17 protein-coding genes and 2 pseudogenes are annotated in these 19973 nt (G+C 72.0%); 11 read left to right on the plus strand and 8 right to left on the minus strand.

The window, feature by feature from the left end; genetic code table 11:
- Positions 1–69: 69 nt before the first annotated feature.
- The 4 genes and pseudogenes from QE381_RS08810 to QE381_RS08825 form a co-directional block, all read left to right on the plus strand.
- Positions 70–975: pseudogene (locus QE381_RS08810) on the plus strand (acyl-CoA dehydrogenase family protein); the annotation flags it as partial.
- A 112-nt stretch (positions 976–1087) separates the two neighbouring features.
- Positions 1088–1543, plus strand: coding sequence for a MaoC family dehydratase (locus QE381_RS08815; protein WP_307217360.1), 456 nt, complete (start codon positions 1088–1090; stop codon positions 1541–1543).
- A gap of 46 nt (positions 1544–1589) precedes the next feature.
- Positions 1590–3119, plus strand: a complete 1530-nt coding sequence (menE, locus tag QE381_RS08820; RefSeq protein WP_307217362.1) for an o-succinylbenzoate--CoA ligase — start codon at positions 1590–1592, stop codon at positions 3117–3119.
- A 5-nt stretch (positions 3120–3124) separates the two neighbouring features.
- Entirely contained in the window at positions 3125–4033 is a 909-nt protein-coding gene (locus QE381_RS08825; protein ID WP_307217364.1) for an alpha/beta hydrolase fold domain-containing protein, read from the plus strand.
- 25 nt (positions 4034–4058) lie between these two features.
- Here QE381_RS08825 and QE381_RS08830 read toward each other — a convergent pair whose 3' ends face one another.
- The 3 genes from QE381_RS08830 to QE381_RS08840 form a co-directional block, all read right to left on the minus strand.
- Entirely contained in the window at positions 4059–4418 is a 360-nt protein-coding gene (locus tag QE381_RS08830) for a hypothetical protein (RefSeq protein WP_307217366.1), read from the minus strand.
- An 81-nt stretch (positions 4419–4499) separates the two neighbouring features.
- Positions 4500–5747, minus strand: a complete 1248-nt coding sequence (locus tag QE381_RS08835) for an MFS transporter (RefSeq protein WP_307217368.1) — start codon at positions 5745–5747, stop codon at positions 4500–4502.
- 114 nt (positions 5748–5861) lie between these two features.
- Entirely contained in the window at positions 5862–6788 is a 927-nt protein-coding gene (locus tag QE381_RS08840) for a LysR family transcriptional regulator (RefSeq protein WP_307217370.1), read from the minus strand.
- Between the two features lie 148 nt (positions 6789–6936).
- Here QE381_RS08840 and QE381_RS08845 point away from each other — a divergent pair, with 148 nt between their 5' ends.
- From QE381_RS08845 to QE381_RS08865, 5 genes are all read left to right on the plus strand, one after another.
- Positions 6937–7941, plus strand: a complete 1005-nt coding sequence (locus tag QE381_RS08845; RefSeq protein WP_307217372.1) for a VOC family protein — start codon at positions 6937–6939, stop codon at positions 7939–7941.
- Between the two features lie 60 nt (positions 7942–8001).
- Complete coding sequence (locus QE381_RS08850) at positions 8002–8961, plus strand: fumarylacetoacetate hydrolase family protein (protein ID WP_307217374.1); 960 nt, start codon at positions 8002–8004, stop codon at positions 8959–8961.
- Positions 8962–9031: 70 nt separating this feature from the next.
- Complete coding sequence (locus tag QE381_RS08855) at positions 9032–10162, plus strand: FAD-dependent monooxygenase (protein ID WP_307217376.1); 1131 nt, start codon at positions 9032–9034, stop codon at positions 10160–10162.
- Positions 10159–11175 carry an amidohydrolase family protein gene (locus QE381_RS08860; RefSeq protein WP_307217378.1) on the plus strand — a complete coding sequence of 339 codons (1017 nt, stop codon included), beginning with the start codon at positions 10159–10161 and terminating at the stop codon, positions 11173–11175. Before QE381_RS08855 ends, QE381_RS08860 begins: the two co-directional genes overlap by 4 nt.
- Complete coding sequence (locus QE381_RS08865; protein WP_307217380.1) at positions 11172–12152, plus strand: fumarylacetoacetate hydrolase family protein; 981 nt, start codon at positions 11172–11174, stop codon at positions 12150–12152. Before QE381_RS08860 ends, QE381_RS08865 begins: the two co-directional genes overlap by 4 nt.
- Positions 12153–12177: 25 nt before the next feature.
- On the opposite strand, the gene QE381_RS08870 is transcribed toward QE381_RS08865, so the two are convergent.
- From QE381_RS08870 to QE381_RS08890, 5 genes are all read right to left on the minus strand, one after another.
- Positions 12178–13002: a PaaX family transcriptional regulator C-terminal domain-containing protein gene (locus tag QE381_RS08870; protein ID WP_307217382.1), complete on the minus strand. Its 825-nt coding sequence runs from the start codon at positions 13000–13002 to the stop codon at positions 12178–12180.
- Between the two features lie 7 nt (positions 13003–13009).
- Positions 13010–13810, minus strand: a complete 801-nt coding sequence (locus QE381_RS08875) for an ABC transporter ATP-binding protein (RefSeq protein ID WP_307217384.1) — start codon at positions 13808–13810, stop codon at positions 13010–13012.
- Entirely contained in the window at positions 13803–14627 is an 825-nt protein-coding gene (locus QE381_RS08880) for an ABC transporter permease (RefSeq protein WP_307217385.1), read from the minus strand. Before QE381_RS08880 ends, QE381_RS08875 begins: the two co-directional genes overlap by 8 nt.
- Positions 14624–15463 (minus strand): ABC transporter permease, encoded by an 840-nt coding sequence (locus QE381_RS08885; RefSeq protein ID WP_307217387.1) that lies wholly within the window; start codon positions 15461–15463, stop codon positions 14624–14626. The genes QE381_RS08880 and QE381_RS08885 overlap by 4 nt, the downstream gene beginning before the upstream one ends.
- A gap of 63 nt (positions 15464–15526) precedes the next feature.
- Positions 15527–16513 (minus strand): ABC transporter substrate-binding protein, encoded by a 987-nt coding sequence (locus QE381_RS08890; protein WP_307217389.1) that lies wholly within the window; start codon positions 16511–16513, stop codon positions 15527–15529.
- 289 nt (positions 16514–16802) lie between these two features.
- Here QE381_RS08890 and QE381_RS08895 point away from each other — a divergent pair, with 289 nt between their 5' ends.
- The gene (locus tag QE381_RS08895) at positions 16803–19028 is read left to right on the plus strand and encodes a LuxR C-terminal-related transcriptional regulator (protein ID WP_307217391.1); all 2226 of its coding nucleotides are present in this window, start codon (positions 16803–16805) and stop codon (positions 19026–19028) included.
- A gap of 122 nt (positions 19029–19150) precedes the next feature.
- Positions 19151–19948, plus strand: a pseudogene (locus QE381_RS17855) (aldehyde dehydrogenase); the annotation flags it as partial.
- Positions 19949–19973: the final 25 nt, after the last annotated feature.

Genomic DNA, 19973 nt, shown 5'->3' on the forward strand with positions numbered 1-19973 from the left:
CTGGCCGCCTCCTGGGAGTCCGCGACGATGCCGGACACGGTGCTCGCGGCCCTCGCGCCGCTCGATCTCATGCAGCCGGAGGGCGTGACGCCCGAGGAGGCCGACTCCAGCACGTTCTCCGGATGGCGCAACTACGTGCTCGCGCGCACCGACGCCTCCGTGGCGACCCTCTACAACGCGCAGTCCGGGCTCTTCCGCACGGCCGTCCGACTCGGCGGGTCGCCGGAGCAGGCGGAAGCCCTGGACCCCGGCATCCGCACGTTCCGCACGACCGGCGTGTTCGCCCTCACCGAGCCCGACCACGGCTCGGACGTCGCCGGGGGCCTCGCCACGACGGCACGCCGCGAGGGCGACACATGGGTGCTCGAGGGCGCGAAGCGCTGGATCGGCGGCGCCGGCACGGCGGAGCTCATCACCGTGTTCGCCCGCGACACCGCCGACGGCCAGGTCAAGGCCTTCCTCGTGCCCCGCGAGACGACCGGGCTCTCCCTCGCCCTCATCGAGGGCAAGGTCGCCCTGCGGCCCATGCAGAACTTCGACATCCGACTCGACGGCGTGCGCGTGCCCGAGTCGGCACGGCTGCAGCGGGTCGACTCGTGGCGGGATGTCGCACGGCTGCTCCGCGCGATGCGCTCGGATGTCGCGTGGATCGCGACCGGGGTGCAGGCCGGCGCCCTGGACGCCGCCGTCCGGTACACCCGCGAACGGGAGCAGTTCGGCCGCCCGATCGGCGGCTTCCAGCTCGTGCAGGAGAAGCTCGCGCGCATGCTCGGAAACCTCACGTCCTCGCTCGGGCTCGTCGCCCGGCTCTCGGCCCGCCAGGACGCCGGCGACTGGAGCGACGAGAGCTCGGCGCTCGCGAAGATGACGACATCCCTGCGCGCCCGCGAGACCGTGGCGCTCGGACGAGAGGTGCTCGGCGGCAACGGGATCCTCCTCGCGCACGATGCGGCCCGCTTCTTCGCCGACGCCGAGGCCGTCTACTCCTACGAGGGCACCCACGAGATCAACGCGCTGATCGTGGGCCGCGCCCTCACCCGACCGCTCCGCTTTCGTCTGACCCACCGCATCCATCGAAGGAGAAACCATGACCGCTGTGAAGCTCGACTACGCCGACCTCGCCGGCGCCGCCGGCACCGAGTTCGGCCCGTCCGAGTGGCTCGAGGTCACGCAGGACCGCATCGACACGTTCGCCGACGCGACCGACGACCACCAGTGGATCCACGTGGACCCGGAGCGCGCCGCCGAGGGCCCCTTCGGCGCGCCGATCGCCCACGGCTTCCTCACGCTGTCGCTGCTCATCCCGCTGCAGAGCTCGGTGTTCGACGTCGACGGCGTGGGCACCAAGGTCAACTACGGGCTCGACAAGGTGCGTTTCGTGTCGCCCGTGAAGGTGGGCTCGCGCATCCGCCTGAGCGGCACCGTCGCCGACGTGACCGAGGTGCCCGGCGGCTACCAGCTCGTGGTCGACGTGACGATCGAGATCGAGGGCGGCACGAAGCCCGCGGTCGTGGCCCGCAGCCTGTCGCGCTTCTACGCCTGACCCTTATCCTTCGTCTGACACTGCCTCGACGGAGAGGACCGCAACGATGCACAACCATGGACTCGGCTCCTGGATGGCCAAGCGCCGGCTGAAGACCCCCGACAAGACGGCGCTCGTCTTCCAGGAGGCCTCCCTCACCTATCGTGAGCTCGCCGACACGGTCGACCGCGTTTCGGCCGTGCTCGCCCACCGCGGGATCGGCAAGGGGGATGCCGTCGCCTACCTCGGCGAGAACAGCCCGCAGTTCCTCCAGGTGCTGTTCGCCTGCGCGCAGCTCGGCGCGGTCTTCGTCCCCGTCAACACCCGGCTCGCGCCTCCCGAGATCCAGCACGTCCTCACCGACTCGGGGGCGCGCGCGCTCGTGCACGACCCCGAGTTCGCCGAGCGGGTCACCCCCGCGATCGAGGCCGCGCGGATCGCGCACGTGATCGTCACGGGCGAGGGGGTGACCGGGTTCCCCGGGCTCACCCGCCTCATCGAGCAGGCCACGGCCGGGCACCGGGATGCGGCGGTCTCGCTGGACGACCCCGTCGCGATCGTGTACACCTCCGGCACCACCGGCAAGCCCAAGGGAGCCGTGCTCAGCCACGGCAACCTGACGTGGTGCGCCATGAACTGCATCGTCGACTACGACGTGTCGACCGCCGACACCGCGCTGCTGATCTCCCCGTTGTTCCACGTCGCCTCGCTCGGCATGGGCGCGATGCCCGTCCTCCTCATGGGCGGCACCATCGTGCTGGAGAAGGGCTTCGAGGCGGGCCGCGCGCTCGAGCTGATCCAGAGGCACGGCATCACGATGCTCTCGGGCGTGCCCACGACCTACCAGCTCATGGCCGAGCACCCGAGCTGGGAGAGCACGGACGTGTCGTCGCTGACCAAGCTGACCTGCGGCGGCTCGGCCGTGCCCACGCGCATCCTCAACGCCTACGAGGAGCGCGGCCTGCGCTTCTCCCAGGGCTACGGCATGACCGAGACCTCGCCGGGGGCGACCTCGCTCGCCGCCGACATGACCCGCGTCAAGCAGGGCAGCGTCGGCCTCCCGCACTTCTTCACGGACGTGCGCATCGCGGACGAGCACGGCGACATGGTCCCGCGCGGGACCGTGGGCGAGATCGAGATCTCCGGCCCCAACGTGTTCCTCGGCTACCACGGACTCCCCGAGGCGACGGCCGCGGCCTTCACGGACGACGGCTGGTTCCGCTCCGGCGACCTCGGCTACCTCGACGCGGACGGCTACCTGTTCATCGCCGACCGGCTGAAGGACATGATCATCTCCGGCGGCGAGAACATCTATCCCGCCGAGGTCGAGAACCTCATCAGCGACATCCAGGGGATCTCCGGGGTCGCCGTCATCGGGGTGCCGGACGAGCGCTGGGGCGAGGTGCCCTGGGCGGTCGTGACGGTGCGCGAAGGCGATGCCGAGGTCACGACCGAGTCCGTGCGCACGCAGCTGGACGGCGTGCTGGCGCGGTACAAGCTGCCCAAGAACGTCGTCGTGGTCGAGGACCTGCCCCGCACCGCGAGCGGCAAGGTCCGCAAGGCGGACCTCCGGGCGCGGTTCGGGAAGAAGGGCTGATCGGGATGTCGATCCTCGCCGAGCGTCACATCGCCGCCTTCCTCGCGGCACGCATGCAGAAGGCGATGCCGGCCATGGCGGCGAAGCAGTCGGGCGGTGTCGATCCCCGGGACCGGCTGCCGGAGTTCGTCGCGGAGCGCAGCGAGCTCGTGATCCCCGTGACGCCGGCGGCCCCCGCCGTCGTCTACCGAGCGGCGGCCGGTTCCGGGCCCCGCCCCGTGCACGTGAACTTCCACGGCGGCGGCTACATCATCGGGCAGCTGCACGGCGACGACGCGCTCTGCCGCTGCATCGCGCAGGAGGCGGGCGTGGACGTGGTCGACGTCGACTACGCGGTGGCGCCTCAGCATCCCTTCCCGGTCCCCGCCGCGCAGGCCTACGACATCGTGCGGTGGGTCGTCGCGAACGCCTCGGCGCACGGATGGGATGCGTCGCGCCTGACCATCGGCGGCCAGAGCGCGGGCGGTGCGCTCGCCGCCGCGGCCGCGCGCCAGGCGCTCGACGCGGGGCGACCCGACATCCGCCTGCAGGTGCTGCACTACCCGCCCCTGGATCTCACGATCCCCGCAGCGCGCAAGCACTCGCCGCGCGACAAGCCGATGCTCCGGCCGTGGATGGGCGAGGTGTTCGACTCGGCCTACGTGCCGGACCGGACCCGACGCGCCGACCCGCTCGTCTCCCCCGCCGCGGTCGGCGAGACGGCGGACATCGCCGGCATCGCCCCGGCCGTCATGATCACCGGCACGGACGACATCCTGCACGACGAGGACGTCCGCTACGCCGAGCGGCTGCGGGCGGGCGGGCGACTCGTGGAGCTCATCGAGGTGCCCGGCGCCGACCACGCCTACGACGGCGACGACGCCCTGGCCCGCGAGATCTACCCCCGGATCGCGGCGCACATCCGCGCCGCGTGAGGGGACGCCGATCCGCCTGCGCCCCTCACGACGTCGTGTCGTCCGGCGTCCGGGGTGACCGGGGGATGGCGCTCGCGATCGGATCGGGCGGCAGTGCGTCACCGATCTGGGAGGCGGGCTGCGCGTCCTTGTAGGGGTGTTCGGGGTGACGGCGGCCGAGATAGACGTCCGAGTACACATCGGAGGCGTACAGATCGGAACTGCCGCTGCGGCTCCTCGGGCGGACGGACACGAGCGACACGATCAGGATCCCGGTGACCGCTCCGGTCACCACGAGCCAGAGCGGCGGATTCCAGGCGAAAGCGATCGACGCCCAGTAGAGGCCGAAGCCCCCGAGGACGATCGTCGTGATCACCACTCTTCGCCACGGAAACCGCATGTTCAACGGTACCTCCTCGCCTCGTGCTCTCGCCAGGCCCGTCGGACCGCCGTATCCGGCTCTCGGCACGGCGGTCCGACGGGGAGCTCAGACCGCGACCGACGGGGCGACCGTGCTGCGCACGCCGTGACGCAGACCGATCGCGACCGCGACGCCCACGATCGCGGCGGCGACGCCGACCAGCCCGACGGCGACCGACAGGGCCGCGACCCCGGTCGCCCCCGCCACGACTCCCGTGAGCACCCCGATGAGGATCGGGGTCACGAACTGGCCGAGGTAGAACGCGGTCATCACGAGCCCGGTGACCCGGCCGCGCACCTCCGGGGTGATGTGCGCGATGAACCACAGGAACAGCGAGGGCAGCACCATGCCGGAGCCGAACGAGGCGATGATCGCGCCGGCGATCACGCCCGCGAGCGAGGGCACCGCCCAGATGACGACCATCCCGACCGCCTGGGCGAACAGCGCGAGCGGCAGGAGCCTGCCCGGGCCGAGCTTCGAGATGCGGGTGAACAGCAGACCGCCGATCGCGGTGGCGAGGGAGGCGACCGCCGAGACGCCGCCGATGACCCCCGTCCGCTCGGCGGGGACGCCCGCGGCGACCACGAGGTAGCTGACCTCGAGGATCACGACGTAGAAGGAGAAGCCCGCGAAGACGGTGACGACCAGGGCCGTGGCGATCCGACGCCACGGGATGCGGACGCGCGTCCCCGCGTTCTCGCCCAGCATGCGCTCCTCGGCCGTGGGCTCCCACAGCACGAACAGCATCGGCACGGCGATGAGGATGCTGGCCGAGTACACCCAGAACGGCGCGTGCCAGCCGCCCGCCCCCAGCGCGCCTCCGATCGCGATGAACAGCGTGGCGCCGATCGTGGTCGCGACGGTCTGCAGGCCGATGACCTTCGCGCGGCGCTCGCCCTGGAAGTAGTCGATGATCAGCGTCGTGCAGACGGTCATGATCGCCGCCTCCGTGAGCCCCACGAGCGCCCGGCTGGCGAGGATGCCGCCGAGATCGTCGAGCCAGGCCGGCACCGTGCCGACGACCGCGTAGACGAACAGCGCCGCCACGAGCAGGCGTTTGCGCCCGACCCGGTCGGCGATCTGGCCGGCGACCGGGGCGAACACGGCGATCATGAGCGCGGGAAGCGCCACGATCATGGGCACCAGGATCTCGACGCCGGGTGCGGCGGCGAAGTGCTCCGAGAGCTGGGGCAGAACCGGGGTGATGAGCACGGAGCCCATGACCGGCATGCAGCTTCCGAGCAGCAGCAGGAGCCCCTGCGCGAAGCCCGCGCGGCGGCCCACCGCCGTCCGGGACAGAGAGGTACTCGACATCCAATCTCCTTCGTTCGCGTCATTGCGACCGTTCGCGTCATTGCGTGAATCGGGTAGTGGCACCCATCGGACCGCGGATCGGACGCGGGCGCGCCGAGGGATCGGTGATAGCGCCTATCGGAATCGCTGATCGCCGACGGCGGCGACCGCGAGCTGGCGGAGCCAGCGGTGCTCGGGATCCGCGTCGTGCACGGGGTGCCACCACAGCGCGTTGAGGATCGGGGTCGCCGCGAACGGCAGCTCGTGCACCCGTACGTCGCCGAGGCGACAGACGCGGCGGGCGAGGCGGCGCTGCACGAGCGCGAGCCGGTCGGTGTGCTCGATGAACATCGGCAGGTTCACGAAGCTCTCCACGACGGTCTCGACGACCGGGTCGACGCCGAGCTGCTCGAGCTGGCGGCCCGCCGAGGTGAACGCCTGGCGCGACTGGTACGTGAACGCCCAGGGACGCTCCGCGAGCGTCTGCATCGTGAGCGCGCCCTCCGGCAGCGGCGAGTCCGCGGCCGCCAGCACGACCCAGTCGTCCGAGAAGAGATCGACGTGGGGCATCGGGGCGACGACCCCGTGCGGCATGAGCAGGCCGTCGGCCGAGACGAGCCGCTGGGCGACGTCCTCGATGAAGGCGACCGAGCTCAGCACGAAGCGCAGCCGGACCCCCGGCGCCTCGGCCTTCGCGGCCCGCGAGATCGCGGGGGCGGCGGTGGCGAGAGCGTAGTCGGAGCCGTAGACCACGAACTCGCGGCTCGAGGAGGACGCCTCCCAGGAGGCTCGGCTGTCGAAGACCCGTCGCGCCCCCTCGAGCGCGCTCACCGACAGCTCGGCCAGGCGCACCGCGAGGGGCGTGAGGTCGTACTGGTTGCCGCGGCGCACGAGCAGCGGATCGTCGAAGTGCGTCCGCAGTCGGGCGAGGGCGGAGCTGAGGGCGGGCTGGCTGAGCCGCAGCCGTGCGGCGGCGCGCGTGACGTTGCGCTCGGTCAGCAGAGCGTCGAGCGCGACCAGCAGGTTGAGGTCGAGGCGTGACAGCGGGGGTTCATCGGACACGGTTCGGCTCTCCTTCGAGTCGGGCACCCGCAAGGTATCAGACATCCGAATACTCGCGATATGCAAACCCCGGTTGCCTGATAGCCGGCCCCCGGCCGAGGGTGGACTCAGACACAGGGCACGACGCCGTGCCGCGAAAGGATCGACGATGACCAACCTGCTCTCCCACCTGTCCTACGTCGCACTGTCGACGCCGGATGTCGAGGCCTCCGTGGACTTCTACGTGAACACCGTGGGCCTGACGGAGGTCGCGCGTGAAGACGGCCGCGTGTACCTGCGCTGCTGGGGCGACTACTACGCGTACAGCCTCGTCATCGTGCCGGGCGACGAGCCCGCGCTCGAGAGCATGGCCTGGCGCACCGCCAGCGCCGAGGCGCTGCAGGCCGCGGTCGAGCGCATCGAGGCGAAGGGCGTGACCGGCGAGTGGTTCGACGGCCTGCGCATCGGCCGCGCCTACCGCTTCACCGGACCCTGGGGCCACACGATGACCCTGCACTGGGACGCGGAGCACTTCCGCTACACGGAGGGCGAGCTGGCCTCGACCTTCCCCGACCGCCCGCAGCGACGCAGCCGCGTGGCCGGCACCCCGCGCCAGCTCGATCACGTCACGATCGCCACGAGCGACGTCGACGCGTTCGCCGCCTGGTACTCGGACGTGTTCGGGTTCCGCATCATGGCGCGCACCGTGCTCGACGAGGTGCCGCTGTCGATCTTCTCCGTGCTCACCACGAACGAGAAGTCGCACGATCTCGGCGTCGTCTTCGACGCCTCGGACCGCGCCGGCCGCGTCAACCACTACGCGTTCTGGCTCGACACCCGCGAGGAGATGCTCATCGCGGCCGACGTGCTCATGGAGAACGGCGTCCCGATCGAGTACGGCCCCACGATCCACGGCATCGGCGAACAGTCGTTCCTGTACTACCGCGAGCCCTCCACGATGCGCATCGAGCTCAACACCGGCGGCTACCGCAACTACGTGCCGGACTGGGAGCCGCAGACGTGGCGCACCTCGCAGGGCTCGTACGACATCTACCGCGTCAGCTCGATGCCCGACTCGCTGGCCGAGTCCTTCCCTCCGGCGAACGCGCCGACCGCGACGGAGGAGGGGCTCACGGCGGGGACCCGCGACCAGATCCTGGACGCCGCCCGCTGATCCCCCGGTGGGGCGGGGAGACCCCGCCCCACCCTCGCTCGTTCCGAGGAGAAGACGACGATGTCCCCTTCGACACCCCCGTTCGCGCTGGCCCGCTTCCGAGCAGGCGACGACATCCGGCTCGGCCTCGTCGCGGGAGAGCGCATCCGCCCGCTGCCGCCCGAGGAGCTGGGCGCGGCAAGCCTCAACGCCTTCCTCGCGGCGCCCGACTGGGACCGGATCCGGGCGCTGTGCGCCATGGTCGACGGCTGGCGGCCGCTGGCGGAGGCGACCCTCACCGCGCCCGTCGAGCCCCGGCAGGTCGTGCAGACGGGCGCCAACTACCGCACGCACGTGATCGACCTCGTCATGGCGGGCCGCGCCGACGACGGCCGTCCCGAGGCGGAGGTGCGCGAGGAGGTGGGCCGCATGATGGACGCGCGGCGCGCGCACGGCGAGCCGTACTTCTTCATCGGGCTGCCGGCGTGCGTCGTCGGCGACGACGTGCCCCTCGCCCTCCCCGCCTACAGCGACCAGCACGACTGGGAGCTGGAGCTCGCGGTCGTCATCGGCCGCGAGGCGTTCCGTGTGAGTCGGGAGGACGCCCTCTCGCACGTCGCCGGCTACACGATCGTGAACGACATCACGACGCGCGATCGGGTGTTCCGCACAGACGCCGGCGGCCTCGGCGCCGACTGGTACCGCTCCAAGAACGCGCCGGGCTTCCTGCCCACCGGCCCCCTGCTCGTGCCCGCGCCCTTCGTCGACCCCGCCGACCTCGCCGTGCGCCTCGAGCTCAACGGCGACGTCATGCAGGATGCGTCCACGACCGATCTGCTCTTCGACGTGCCCGCTCTCATCGCCGGGGCCTCCTGGAACATGCCGCTCCTGCCCGGCGACCTGCTGCTGACCGGCAGCCCGGCCGGCAACGGCGCCCACTGGGGTCGGCTGCTGCGCCCGGGCGACGTCATGGTCGGCTCCATCGAGGGACTCGGCTCCCAGACCGTCCGCTGCATCGCGGAGGACGATCGGCCCCGATGACGGGCACGATCGCCGAACGACCCGGTCGCCGCCGCGCGACCACCACCGGGAACGAGGAGGTTCCGCTCTCATGACAGCAGTCACGACCGTCGCGATCGCCGGGGGCGGCGTCAGCGCCCTCGCCGCCGCGACCGCACTCGCACAGCGCGGCATCGCCGTCGACGTGTTCGAGACCACGCCCGAGCTCCGTGCGCTCGGCTCCGGCATCTCGCTCCAGCAGAACGCGCTGCGGGTCTTCCGCGAGCTCGGCGCCTGGGACGACATCCGCGACGCCGGCTTCGCCTTCGACGGGCTCACCCTGCGCGCCCCGGGGCCCGACGCCCCGATCATCGCGCAGATGAACGAGCACGGCGGCGGCGAGCTGCCTTCGGCGATGGGCATCGCCCGCCCCCGGCTGGCCGAGATCCTCTACGCCCACGCCGTCGCCGCGGGCGCGCGCGTGCGCTTCGGCACGACCGTCACCGGCGCGCACGACGACGGCGACGCCGTGCGGATCGAGATCGACGGCACACCCGCGGGGGTTTACGACCTCCTCATCGGCGCGGACGGCCTGCACTCCGCCGTCCGCGCCGCGATCGGCATCGACACCGTTCCCGAGCACATCGGCATGGGGATCTGGCGCGCCTTCGTCTCCCGTCCCGCCGACGTCGCCACGACCGAGCTGTACTACGGCGGACCCTCCTACATCGCGGGATACACCCCGACCGGGGAGAGCTCCATGTACGCCTTCCTGGTCGGCGAGGCCGACAGCGCGTTCTTCGACCTCTCGCAGGACGAGGCGCGCCGCACGATGCACGCCCTCTCGCTCGCCTACGGCGGCCCCTGGGACCAGGTGCGCGCCGACCTGGAGCGAGGCGAGGCGGCCGTGAACTACACGTGGTTCACGCGGCATCTCGTGGCGGCGCCGTGGAACCGCGGACGCATCGTCGTCATCGGGGACGCCGCCCATTCCTGCCCTCCGACGATCGCCCAGGGCGCGGCACAGGCGCTCGAGGACGCGCTCGTGCTCGCCGAGCTCCTCGGCGAACGGGACGCGCTCGACCAGGAGCTGTGGGACGCCTTCCACGCACGGCGGCTGCCACGGGCGAGCGCCGTCGTCGACGGCTCCGTCGAGCTCGCGCTGCTGCAGCGCGACGGTGAGCACCAGCGCTCCGCCGAGGTCATCGGCAGGGTCGCGGCGAGCGTGGCGGGGACGGCATGAGCGCGCCCGTGACCGACGTGCACGCGCACGTCCTGCTCCCCTCGCTCCACGCCGAGGTCGAACGCCGCGCGCCCGCGCAGGTCGCCGAGGCCGCCGCCCTCGACCTGCGCCGCAACGGCGCGGCGAGCCAGGCGGTATCCGGCCCCATGGTGGCCGCCCGCATCCCGCGTCTGGTGGATGTCTCCGCGCGCCTGGCCGAGATGGACCGCCAGGGCGTCGACATGCAGTGGGTGAGCGCGTCGCCCAACCACTTCTACCCCTGGGCCGACGAGGAGCTGGCCGTCTGGGCGGCGCTCGAGGGCAACCGGCTCATCGCCGCGCACGTCGCTGCGGCACCCGACCGGCTCCGCGGACTCGGGCTCGTGCCGCTGCAGCACCCCGACCGCGTCGTCGAGTGCCTCGACGACGCGGTCATCGGCCACGGCCTCGCGGGCGTCGAGATCTCCTCGTTCGCGGGCGACGTCGAGCTCTCCGACCCGCGGCTCGAGCCCTTCTGGGAGCGGGCGGCCGAGCTCGGCTGCATCGTCTTCCTGCACCCCTTCGGGTGCTCGCTCGACGAGCGGCTCGACCGCTTCTACCTCGCCAACACGGTGGGCCAGCCGACCGAGAACGCCGTCGCGCTCTCGCACCTGATCTTCGCCGGCGTCCTGGACCGCCATCCCGGGCTCCGGCTCGTGGCGGCGCACGGCGGCGGCTACCTGCCGACCGTCATGGGCCGCTCCGACCATGCGTGGCGGGTGCGCGCGGACGCACGGGGGTGCGCCCAGGAGCCCTCGTCGTACCTGCGGCGGATCTGGTTCGACACGGTCGTGCACGACCCGGTGGCGCTCGCCCGGCTCGTCGAGTCGGCGGGGGCGTCGCAGGTCGTCCTCGGCAGCGACTACCCCTTCGACATGGGATCGGAGGACCCGGTCGGCGAGGTGCGGGGAGCGGGACTGGCCGCGGACGTGGCCGAGCGCATCCTCTCGGGAAACGCCGCGGCACTGCTGCGGCGAGGGAGGGAGACGACATGAGGCTCGCACGGTGGGAGAGCCCGCTGGGCCGCGCGGAGGGCTTCGTGATCGAGGACCGGGTCGTGCCCTTCCCCGACGGCCTGTCGGTCCAGGGCGTCCTCGAGCGGGGGCTGGCGACCGCCGCCGAGCTGCACGCCCGGGTGGCGGACGCGGCCGGCACGCCGCTCGCGTCGGTCCGCCTGCGCGCGCCGCTGCGCCCCGCGAGCGTGCGCGACTTCGCGGCGTTCGAGGAGCACGTGGAGGGCATGAGCTCGGACGCCGAGGGGACCCCGCACGTGGCACCGGAGTGGTACCAGGCACCGACCTTCTACTTCACCAACCCGCACGCCGTCATCGGCGACGGCGAGACGGTGCGCCCTCCCGTCACCGAGCGCCTGGACTACGAGCTCGAGGTCGCCGCGGTCATCGGCGGCGTCGCCGGCTCCGACGGCCGCGACCTCACGCCCGAACGGGCCGAGGCGCACATCTTCGGGTACACGATCATGAACGACTGGTCGGCGCGCGACATCCAGAACCGCGAGATGCGGGTGTTCCTCGGGCCGGCCAAGGGCAAGGACTTCGCCACGACGCTCGGGCCGTGGATCGTCACGGCGGACGAGCTGGCGTCCCGACGGGACGCGGAGGGCTTCCTCGCCGTGCGCGCGGAGGCCTACATCGGCGCCACGCTCGTGGGCGAGGACCTCGTCTCGAACATGGGCTGGACCTTCGCGGAGCTCGTGGCGTACGCCTCCCGCGCCTCGGTCGTCGTCCCGGGCGACGTGCTGGGCTCCGGCACCGCGGGCAACGGCGGATGCCTCGGCGAGCTGTGGGGCCGAAACGGCACGATGAGCCCACCGCCGCTCACGGAGGGCGACACCGTGCGGATCGTCGTGGAGGGCATCGGCGAGATCACGAACACGATCGGACGAGCGGCGGCCGAGGTGCCACTGCCCACGGCGCGCCCGCGACCGCTCCCGCGCTCCCGCCGCGTGCCGTAGGCGCCGCGCGCGTCGCAGCGGCCGGCTACGGCAGCGCGGCGCGCGCGGCGGCCGACCAGCGCGCGCGGCCCGCCCGGTAGGCGGCCGTCGAGCGCGGCGCCGGCCACCCCGGGCCGAGGAAGGCGGCCGGCAGCCGCGGATCGGCACGCAGCAGGGCGAGCCAGTCGGCGACGAGCATCGTCAGCGCCGACAGCGGCGGCACCGATGCGGGAACGGCGTCGGCCCCGTCCCACACCGCCAGGAACCGCTCGTGACCGGCGCGGATGGCCTCGAGGTCCCAGGCGCCCGCGACCGAGGGAGCGACCGGGAAGTCCGGCAGATCGCGCGCCCGGAACGCCGTCACGCACGACTCCGGCAGCTCCTCGCGCAGGGGCCCGAGCGCCGCGATCAGGTCGACCTCGCCCGGCGCGATCCACAGGCCGTCGCGGAGGGGCGCGAACCCCTCCCAGGTCAGTGCGGCCCGCAGCCGGTGCCGGAGCGAGCGCTGCCCCTCGGGCACCGTGAACGTCACGAGCGTCCATCCCTTGCCGACCGGGTCGAACGGGAACGGCGAATGCACCCGCTCCGCCGCCTCGCGCAGCACGTTGCGCGCATGCTCGGTCAGCCCGTACTCGACCTCGCGCCCGGCGCGCCCCCGTGTGAGCAGACCCCGCAGCGCCATCCGATCCAGCGCCGCACGCGCGGTCGGTCCGGCGACGCCCGCGCCCTCGAGCACGTCGAGATAGAAGCCCGCACGGATCGGCCGATCGACACGGGCGTCCAGCTGCTCTCCCAGGAGGGCGAGCAGCAGCTGCTGCGGGCTGCGGGCAGCGGGTGGGGCGTCGATCTCGCGACGGACGGCGACAGTCACCGGCTCATCATGCAGCAGGACGGGTCGCCTCGCCCCGCTTGGCACGCTGGATCTGCTCGTAGACATGGGTGCGCAGCTCGGTGAACCGCGGCAGTGCGCGCGTCGTGATCTGATCCCGCTCGGGGGCGAGATCGATCGTGAGATCCTCCTGCACCCAGGTCGGCGACTTCGAGAGCACGATGACCCGCTCCCCCAGGTACACCGACTCGTCGATGTCGTGCGTGACGAAGAGGATCGACATCCCCCGCTCCAGGTGGAGCCGCCGCACGAGGTCCTCGAGATCCGCGCGGGTCTGCGCGTCGACCGCCGCGAAGGGCTCGTCCATGATGAGCACCTCCGGCTGATACGCGACCGCGCGCGCGATCGCGACGCGCTGCTGCATGCCGCCCGACAGCTGCCAGGGGTAGCTCCCGCCCGCGTGGTCGAGGCCGACCGCGGTGAGCGCGTCGTCGATCAGCCCGTCGCGCTCCTTCTTGGAGAGCTTCTTGTGCTTGAGCGGCAGCTCGACGTTGCCGCGCACCGTCAGCCACGGGTAGAGCGAGCGCCCGTACTCCTGGAACACGAGCGCCATGTTCGGCGGCGGACCGGTCACGGCGCGGCCGTCGAGCTCGACCCGGCCCGCCGTGGGCTTGAGCAGCCCGGCGATGCACTTGAGCAGGGTCGTCTTGCCGCAGCCCGACGGACCCACGATGCACACCAGCTCGCCGCGGCGCATCGAGAACCCGATGTCGCCGATCGCCTCGACCACACCGGTCGAGGACTCGTACACCTTCTTCAGGTGCTCGACCGTCAAGAGCGTCTCAGACACGCTCCACCTCCTTGATTCCGTGATACCAGCGCAGCACGCGTCGTTCGACGATGCCGAAGACGAGCGCCAGCACGATGCCGATGAGCCCGAGCAGCAGGATGCCGCTCCACATCTGGGCGATGAGATAGTTCCGCTGGAAGTACGCGATCTGATAGCCGAGGCCCGAGGACGAGTAGAACATCTCGGAGATCACCATCATGATCAGCGCGACCGACAGCGTCTGCCGCACGCCCGCCATGATGCGCGGGCTGGCGGCCGGCAGCACGAGCCGCGTCAGCCGCTCCGTGCGGGTGAGGGAGAACGAGCGGGCCGTCTCGGTCATGACCGAGTCGGTCGATCGCACGCCGTCGATCGTGTTCAGCAGCACCGGCCAGAGGGAGCCGAACACGATCACGAGGATCTTCATGGAGTCCGTCACCCCCAGCAGCGCGACGAACACCGGGATGAGGACGGGCGGCGGCACCGCGCGGAAGAACTCGAGCATCGGCTCGAGCAGCTCGCTCAGCCACCGGGTCAGCCCGATGACGGTGCCGGCGGCGACCCCGATCACGATCGCGAGGACGATCGCGGCGACCAGGCGCGCCAGGGAGGGCACGACATCCGTGACGAAGGCCGGGCCGATCCAGGTCTTCACGAACGCGTCGGCGATCGTGAGGGGACCGGGGAAGAACTTCGGCGCGCCCAGCGACCCCCAGACGCCCCAGATGAGGAGGAGGGCGATCGGCAGCAGGACGGCGTAGACGGTGTTCGTCGTGAACCGCGCCCAGACGCGCGGACGTCGCGGACGCGTGCGCACCGTGCTCGTGTACAGGGTCACAGGACCTCCTCCCCCCGCACCGACTGGTGCCAGCGCAGGGTGCGGCGCTCGATCGCGCGGAACCCGAGATTGACGATCAGCCCCAGCAGGCCCGCCACGACGACGATCGCGTAGACGGTCGAGAAGTTGCCGATGCTGTATGCGGTCATCAGCTGTCGCCCCAGGCCCGGGTTGCCGATCGTCATCTCCGCCGTGATGGCGAGGATCAGCGCGACGGCAGCGGCGAGGCGGAGTCCCGTCATGAGGTACGGGAGCGCGGTCGGCAGCACGAGGTGACGGATGCGGGCCGAACGGGTCAGACCGAAGCTGCGCGCCGTGTCGCGCGCGACCGAGTCGATGTCCGCGACGCCGTAGAGCACCTGCACGAACACCTGCCAGAAGCTCGCGTAGACGATGATCACGAGGGCGGCCGGCAGCTGCAGGCCGAACGTGATCACGGCCAGCGGGATGAGCGCGACCGAGGGGATCGGCCGCAGGAACTCGACGGTCGTGTGCGTGCCGCGACGCAGCACCGGCAGCATCCCGATCAGCGTGCCGAGCACGACGCCGGCGACCGTCGCGATCGCGAGGCCGATCGCCCAGCCGGTGAGCGTGCGCCCGACGTTGCGCCAGAACTCGAGGTCGCGCATGAGCACGCCGAGCTGGGTCAGGGTCTCGGTCGCCGTCGGCAACGACTCCGGGTTCACGAGGCCCGTCGACGGCAGCACCTGCCAGGTGGCGAGGAAGCCGATCACGCCGAGGAGGCCGAGGACGGTGCGGCGGAGCGTCCGCCGGGCGCCGCGCCCGCGTGTCCGGCGCGGGAGGGCGACGACTCCGGGAGCGTCTGCGGTGGCCATGGGTTCCTTCCGAGAAAGGATGCGGGGCGCCATCCGACGCCCCGCATCCGTCGATGCCGGCGACTACTTCTGCTGCTGGATGAGCGTGTTCCAGTCGGGCTCGGCGTCGATGTAGGAGTACTTCACGGCGAGCGCGCCGAGCTTCTTCACGTTGTCGACGTCGAGGTCGCTCGTGAAGGTGGGCAGCACGATGCCGGCCGCGGCGGCCTCGGGGATCTTGAGGTTCGTGGCGATCGCCGACCGCACGGCCGACTCGTTCTTCGAGGCCCAGTCGAGGGCCTCGCTCATCGCTGCGGCGTACTTCTTGACCAGTTCGGGGTCGGAGTCGATGAGCTTCTGGGTCGTGAAGTTCGTCAGCACGGTGAGGCCGGGGATCGTCGCCTGGTAGGGCGCGACGACCGACGTGCCGCCGGCGCTGACGATCTGGCCGCGGAACGGGTCCGGGACCCAGCCGGCGTCGATCGTGCCGGCGTCGAGCTGAGCCTTGACGTCCGGGAAGGCGACCTCGACGAACTGGATCGTCGAGGAGTCTCCGCCGTCGGCGTCGACCGCGGCCCGGATCGTCAGGTCGCCCGCGGCGCCGAGCGAGTTGACCGAGACCTTCTTGCCGGCGAGGTCCTTCGGGGTCTTGATGCCCGAGGCCGCCGAGGCGACGACCGCGTTGACGTCGGTCCCGGTCGCGAGGCTGTCGGCGTAGTCGCTGAAGATCACGATGCCGAGGTCCTGCGCCGCGGCCCGGATCGGGCCGAAGGGCTGGCCGACGGCGAACTGGATGTCGCCGCTCAGCAGCGCGGGAATCGCCTGGGCGCCGCCCTGCGCGGGGACGATCTCGACATCCAGACCGTGGTCGGCGAAGATGCCCTGGTCGATCGCGGCCCACAGGGCCCCGGTCTCGGCGATGGGGAGCGCGGCGACGCGCACGTGCGTGAGCTCGCCGCCGCCGGAGGCCGACGAGGTGCCGGCGGGGGCGGGGGCTGCGGAGTCGGTGCAGCCGGCGAGCGCGAGCGCTGCGGCGGCGAGCACGCCGAGGGCGGCGATTTTCTTCTTCATCGAAGAGACCTCTCGTTGGTCGATCGGGCGGGACGCCGACGCGAGGGGATACGGCTGTGAGCTGTGCGCACGCCCTCGTGCTGGCCTCTTCATAGTGGGCCCAAAGCTCAGCTAAGTCAATGTTTTCGTGACGAGCGTTACCTGATTTTGGAAAATGCAACGCCCGTCACAGCATGTCCCACTTTCGACCGCTGCGGGACGCCGCATCCGGTCGAAAGTGGGACATGCTGCGTCGGAAGGTGGGACATGCGACGGGGGCGATAATCGGAGGCATGACGAGGATGTCGGGATGATCGCGGAACCGCGCAGCGAGTTCGTGGGTCGCCGCAGCGAGCTGGCGACGGTCGCCGCGCTGCTGACGGAGTCGCGGCTGCTGACCCTCACGGGCGTCGGCGGCGTCGGCAAGACCCGGCTCGCCGTGCGCGCGGTCAACGACCACGTCGCCCGCACCGGCGAGACCAGCTGGTTCGTGGCGCTCGACAGCGTGCAGGATGCGCGCCGCGTCCCGCTCGCCGTCGCCCGCGCGTTCCCGTTCGGCGAGCACTCCGCGCGCGACCCGCTCGACTTCCTCGCCGACGTGCTGGCCGACGAGCCCGCGATCGTCGTGCTCGACAACTGCGAGCATCTGATCGACGGTGTCGCGACGTTCGCGGACGAGCTCCTCGACGCGGTCCCGGCGCTGCGGATCGTCGCCACCAGCCGCCGCCCGCTGGATCTCGACGGCGAACAGGTCTTCGCCGTCCCGCCGCTGTCGCTGAGCGGCAGCGGCGGACAGTCCGACGCGCTCTCCCTGCTCGTCACCCGTGCACGGTCGGCGGACATCACCTTCGAGCTCTCCCCGGGCGACCTGCCGGCGGCCGAGGACCTGTGCCGCTCCCTCGACGGCCTGCCGCTCGCGATCGAGCTGGCCGCGACCCGGCTGCGCTCGCTGTCGCTGTCCGAGCTCTCCGGCCGTCTCTCGTCGCGGTTCACGCTGCTGCGCGGCGGTTCCCGCTCGGCCGCGGCCCGCCAGCGGACCCTCCGGGCGGTCGTCGACTGGAGCTACGAGCTGTGCTCACCCGCGCAACGCGCCCTGTGGGACGCCCTCAGCGTGTTCGGCGGCCCCTTCGACCTCGAGGCGGCCGCCGCGGTCGCCGGCATCCCGGAGGGCGAGGTGGTCGAGGAGCTGGACGGGCTGGTCGCGCAGTCGGTCGTCGAGGCCGATCGCGAGACCGGCCGCTTCCGCATGCTCGAGACGATCCGCGGCTACGGGCGCGAGCGCGCCGAGGAGACGGGCGCCTGGGCGCAGCTCCGGCGCCGTCACCTCGACCACTACCGGACGCGCGCCGATCGCGACGACCGCGACTGGTACGGGCCGCGGCAGCACGAGATCGTGGAGCGGCAGCGCGCCGACCGCGCGGAGGTGCAGATCGCCCTGGCCACCGCGACGACGCAGGACACCGACAGCGCGCTGGGCCTGTTCGCGGCGTTGCGGTACCACTGGGGCATGGGCGGATTCCTGCCCGAAGGCCGGGCGTGGGGCGCGCGGGTGCTGGCGCTGCCGGGCGGCGAGGTGACCCTGCGCGTCCGCGCATCGATCACGACGGCGTGGCTGTGCCTGCTGCAGGGCGACATGGACGAGGCCCGCGTGCTGCTGGACGAGGCGGACGGCCTGTGCACGGGTGTCGGGGCGCCGGATGCCGCCGTGTTCGCGGTCGAGCTGCACCGCTGGCGCGGCACGCACGCCCTGTTCTCGGGCGAGCCCGCCCGCGCCGTCGTCGAGTTCGAGCGCTCGATCGAGGCGGCGCTCGCGCTCGGCCGCGCCGAGGAGGCGCTGCTCGCGCAGTTCCAGCTCACGACCGCGCGCAGCCATCTCGGCCGGGGCGACGCCGCGACGCCCGCCGAGGCCGCGGCCCGGTTCGCGGAGACGATCGGCGAGAGGTGGATGCGCTCGCTCGCGCTCTGGTCGCTCGCGCTCGCGGAGTTCGGCGCCGGCGCCCTCGACAGCGCGGAGCAGCATGCGCGCACGGCGCTCACGACCGAGGACGGCATCGACGACCCCGTCGGGGACTGCCTCATGCTCGAGCTGCTGAGCTGGGTGGATGCGGCGCGCTCGCCCTCCGAGCGGTCGGCCGTGCTGCTCGGGGCCGCGAGGGGTCGCTGGCGGCGCATCGGATCCGACATCACCGTCCACGGTCCCCATATGGCCGCGCACCACGACCGCTGCGTCGAGCGGGTCCGGCAGGCGCTGGGCGCCCGCGCGTTCGAGCGGCTGGCGACCGAGGGGGAACGGCTGAGCCCGCAGGAGGCGGCGACCATGGGCGCGTCGAGCCGCGGGAGCGGCGCATCGCCGCTCAGCGAGCGCGAGACGGAGGTGGCGATCGGCATCCACGAGGGGCTCAGCAACCGCGAGATCGCGGCGCGTCTCGTGCTCTCCGTGCGCACGATCGACACGCACGTGCAGCGCATCCTCGCCAAGCTCGGCTTCTCGTCGCGCTCCCAGATCGCCGCCTGGTACGAGTCCGTCTCGGCGTGACCCGGCCGCGTGGGCTCGGCACGATTCGGTAGGACTACGGATAGCGGGCGGGGGATGCCGAACGCACACTGGGGAGCGCGACACGGCCGTCGCGGAGAGGAAAGATCATGACGATCACCCAGATGGCGCCCGAGACCACCGGACTCGGGCCAGGACAGCTGTTCATCGCCGGCTCCTGGCGAGAGTCCTCCGACGGGGCGCGCAGCGACGTCGTCGCCCCCGCGACCGGCCAGAAGCTGACCGACGTCGCCCGGGGCACGACGGCCGACGTCGACGCCGCCGTCGCCGCCGCCCGCGACGCCTTCGACAACGGTCCCTGGCCGCGGATGTCCAGCCGAGAGCGCGCCCGCGTCCTGCAGCGCGCGTACACCCTCATGCGGGAACGCGCGGAGGAGCTCGCACAGATCGAGAGCGCGGATGTCGGCAAGCCCATCACGCTCGCGCGCGCCGTCGACGTCAACAACGCGGCCGAGCTGTACGAGTACTACGCGAGTCTCGGCCACCACCTCGACGGCGACGTGCGCGAGACCACCGGCAACACGCACGCGTACGTCAAGAACGAGCCGATCGGCGTCGTCGCCGCCATCACGCCCTTCAACTTCCCGCTGATCCTGTCGAGCTCGAAGATCGCGCCGGCGCTCGTCGCGGGGAACACGATCGTGCACAAGCCCGCGAGCGACACCCCGCTCTCGGCTCTCGCGATGGCCGACATCCTCACCGAGGCCGGCGTCCCGGCCGGGGTGTTCAACGTCGTGACGGGACCGGGGTCGACGCTCGGGGATCACCTCGTCGCCCATCCCGGCGTCGACAAGGTCGCCTTCACGGGCTCCACCGAGGTCGGGGCCCACGCGGCGGCGCTCGCGGCCGCGAGCCTGAAGCCGTTCACCGCCGAGCTCGGCGGCAACGCGGCCAACATCCTGTTCGCCGACGCGGATCTGGACACCG

The sequence above is a fragment of the Microbacterium sp. SORGH_AS_0888 genome, from assembly GCF_030818905.1.
In the GTDB taxonomy this organism is placed as follows: Bacteria; Actinomycetota; Actinomycetes; order Actinomycetales; family Microbacteriaceae; genus Microbacterium.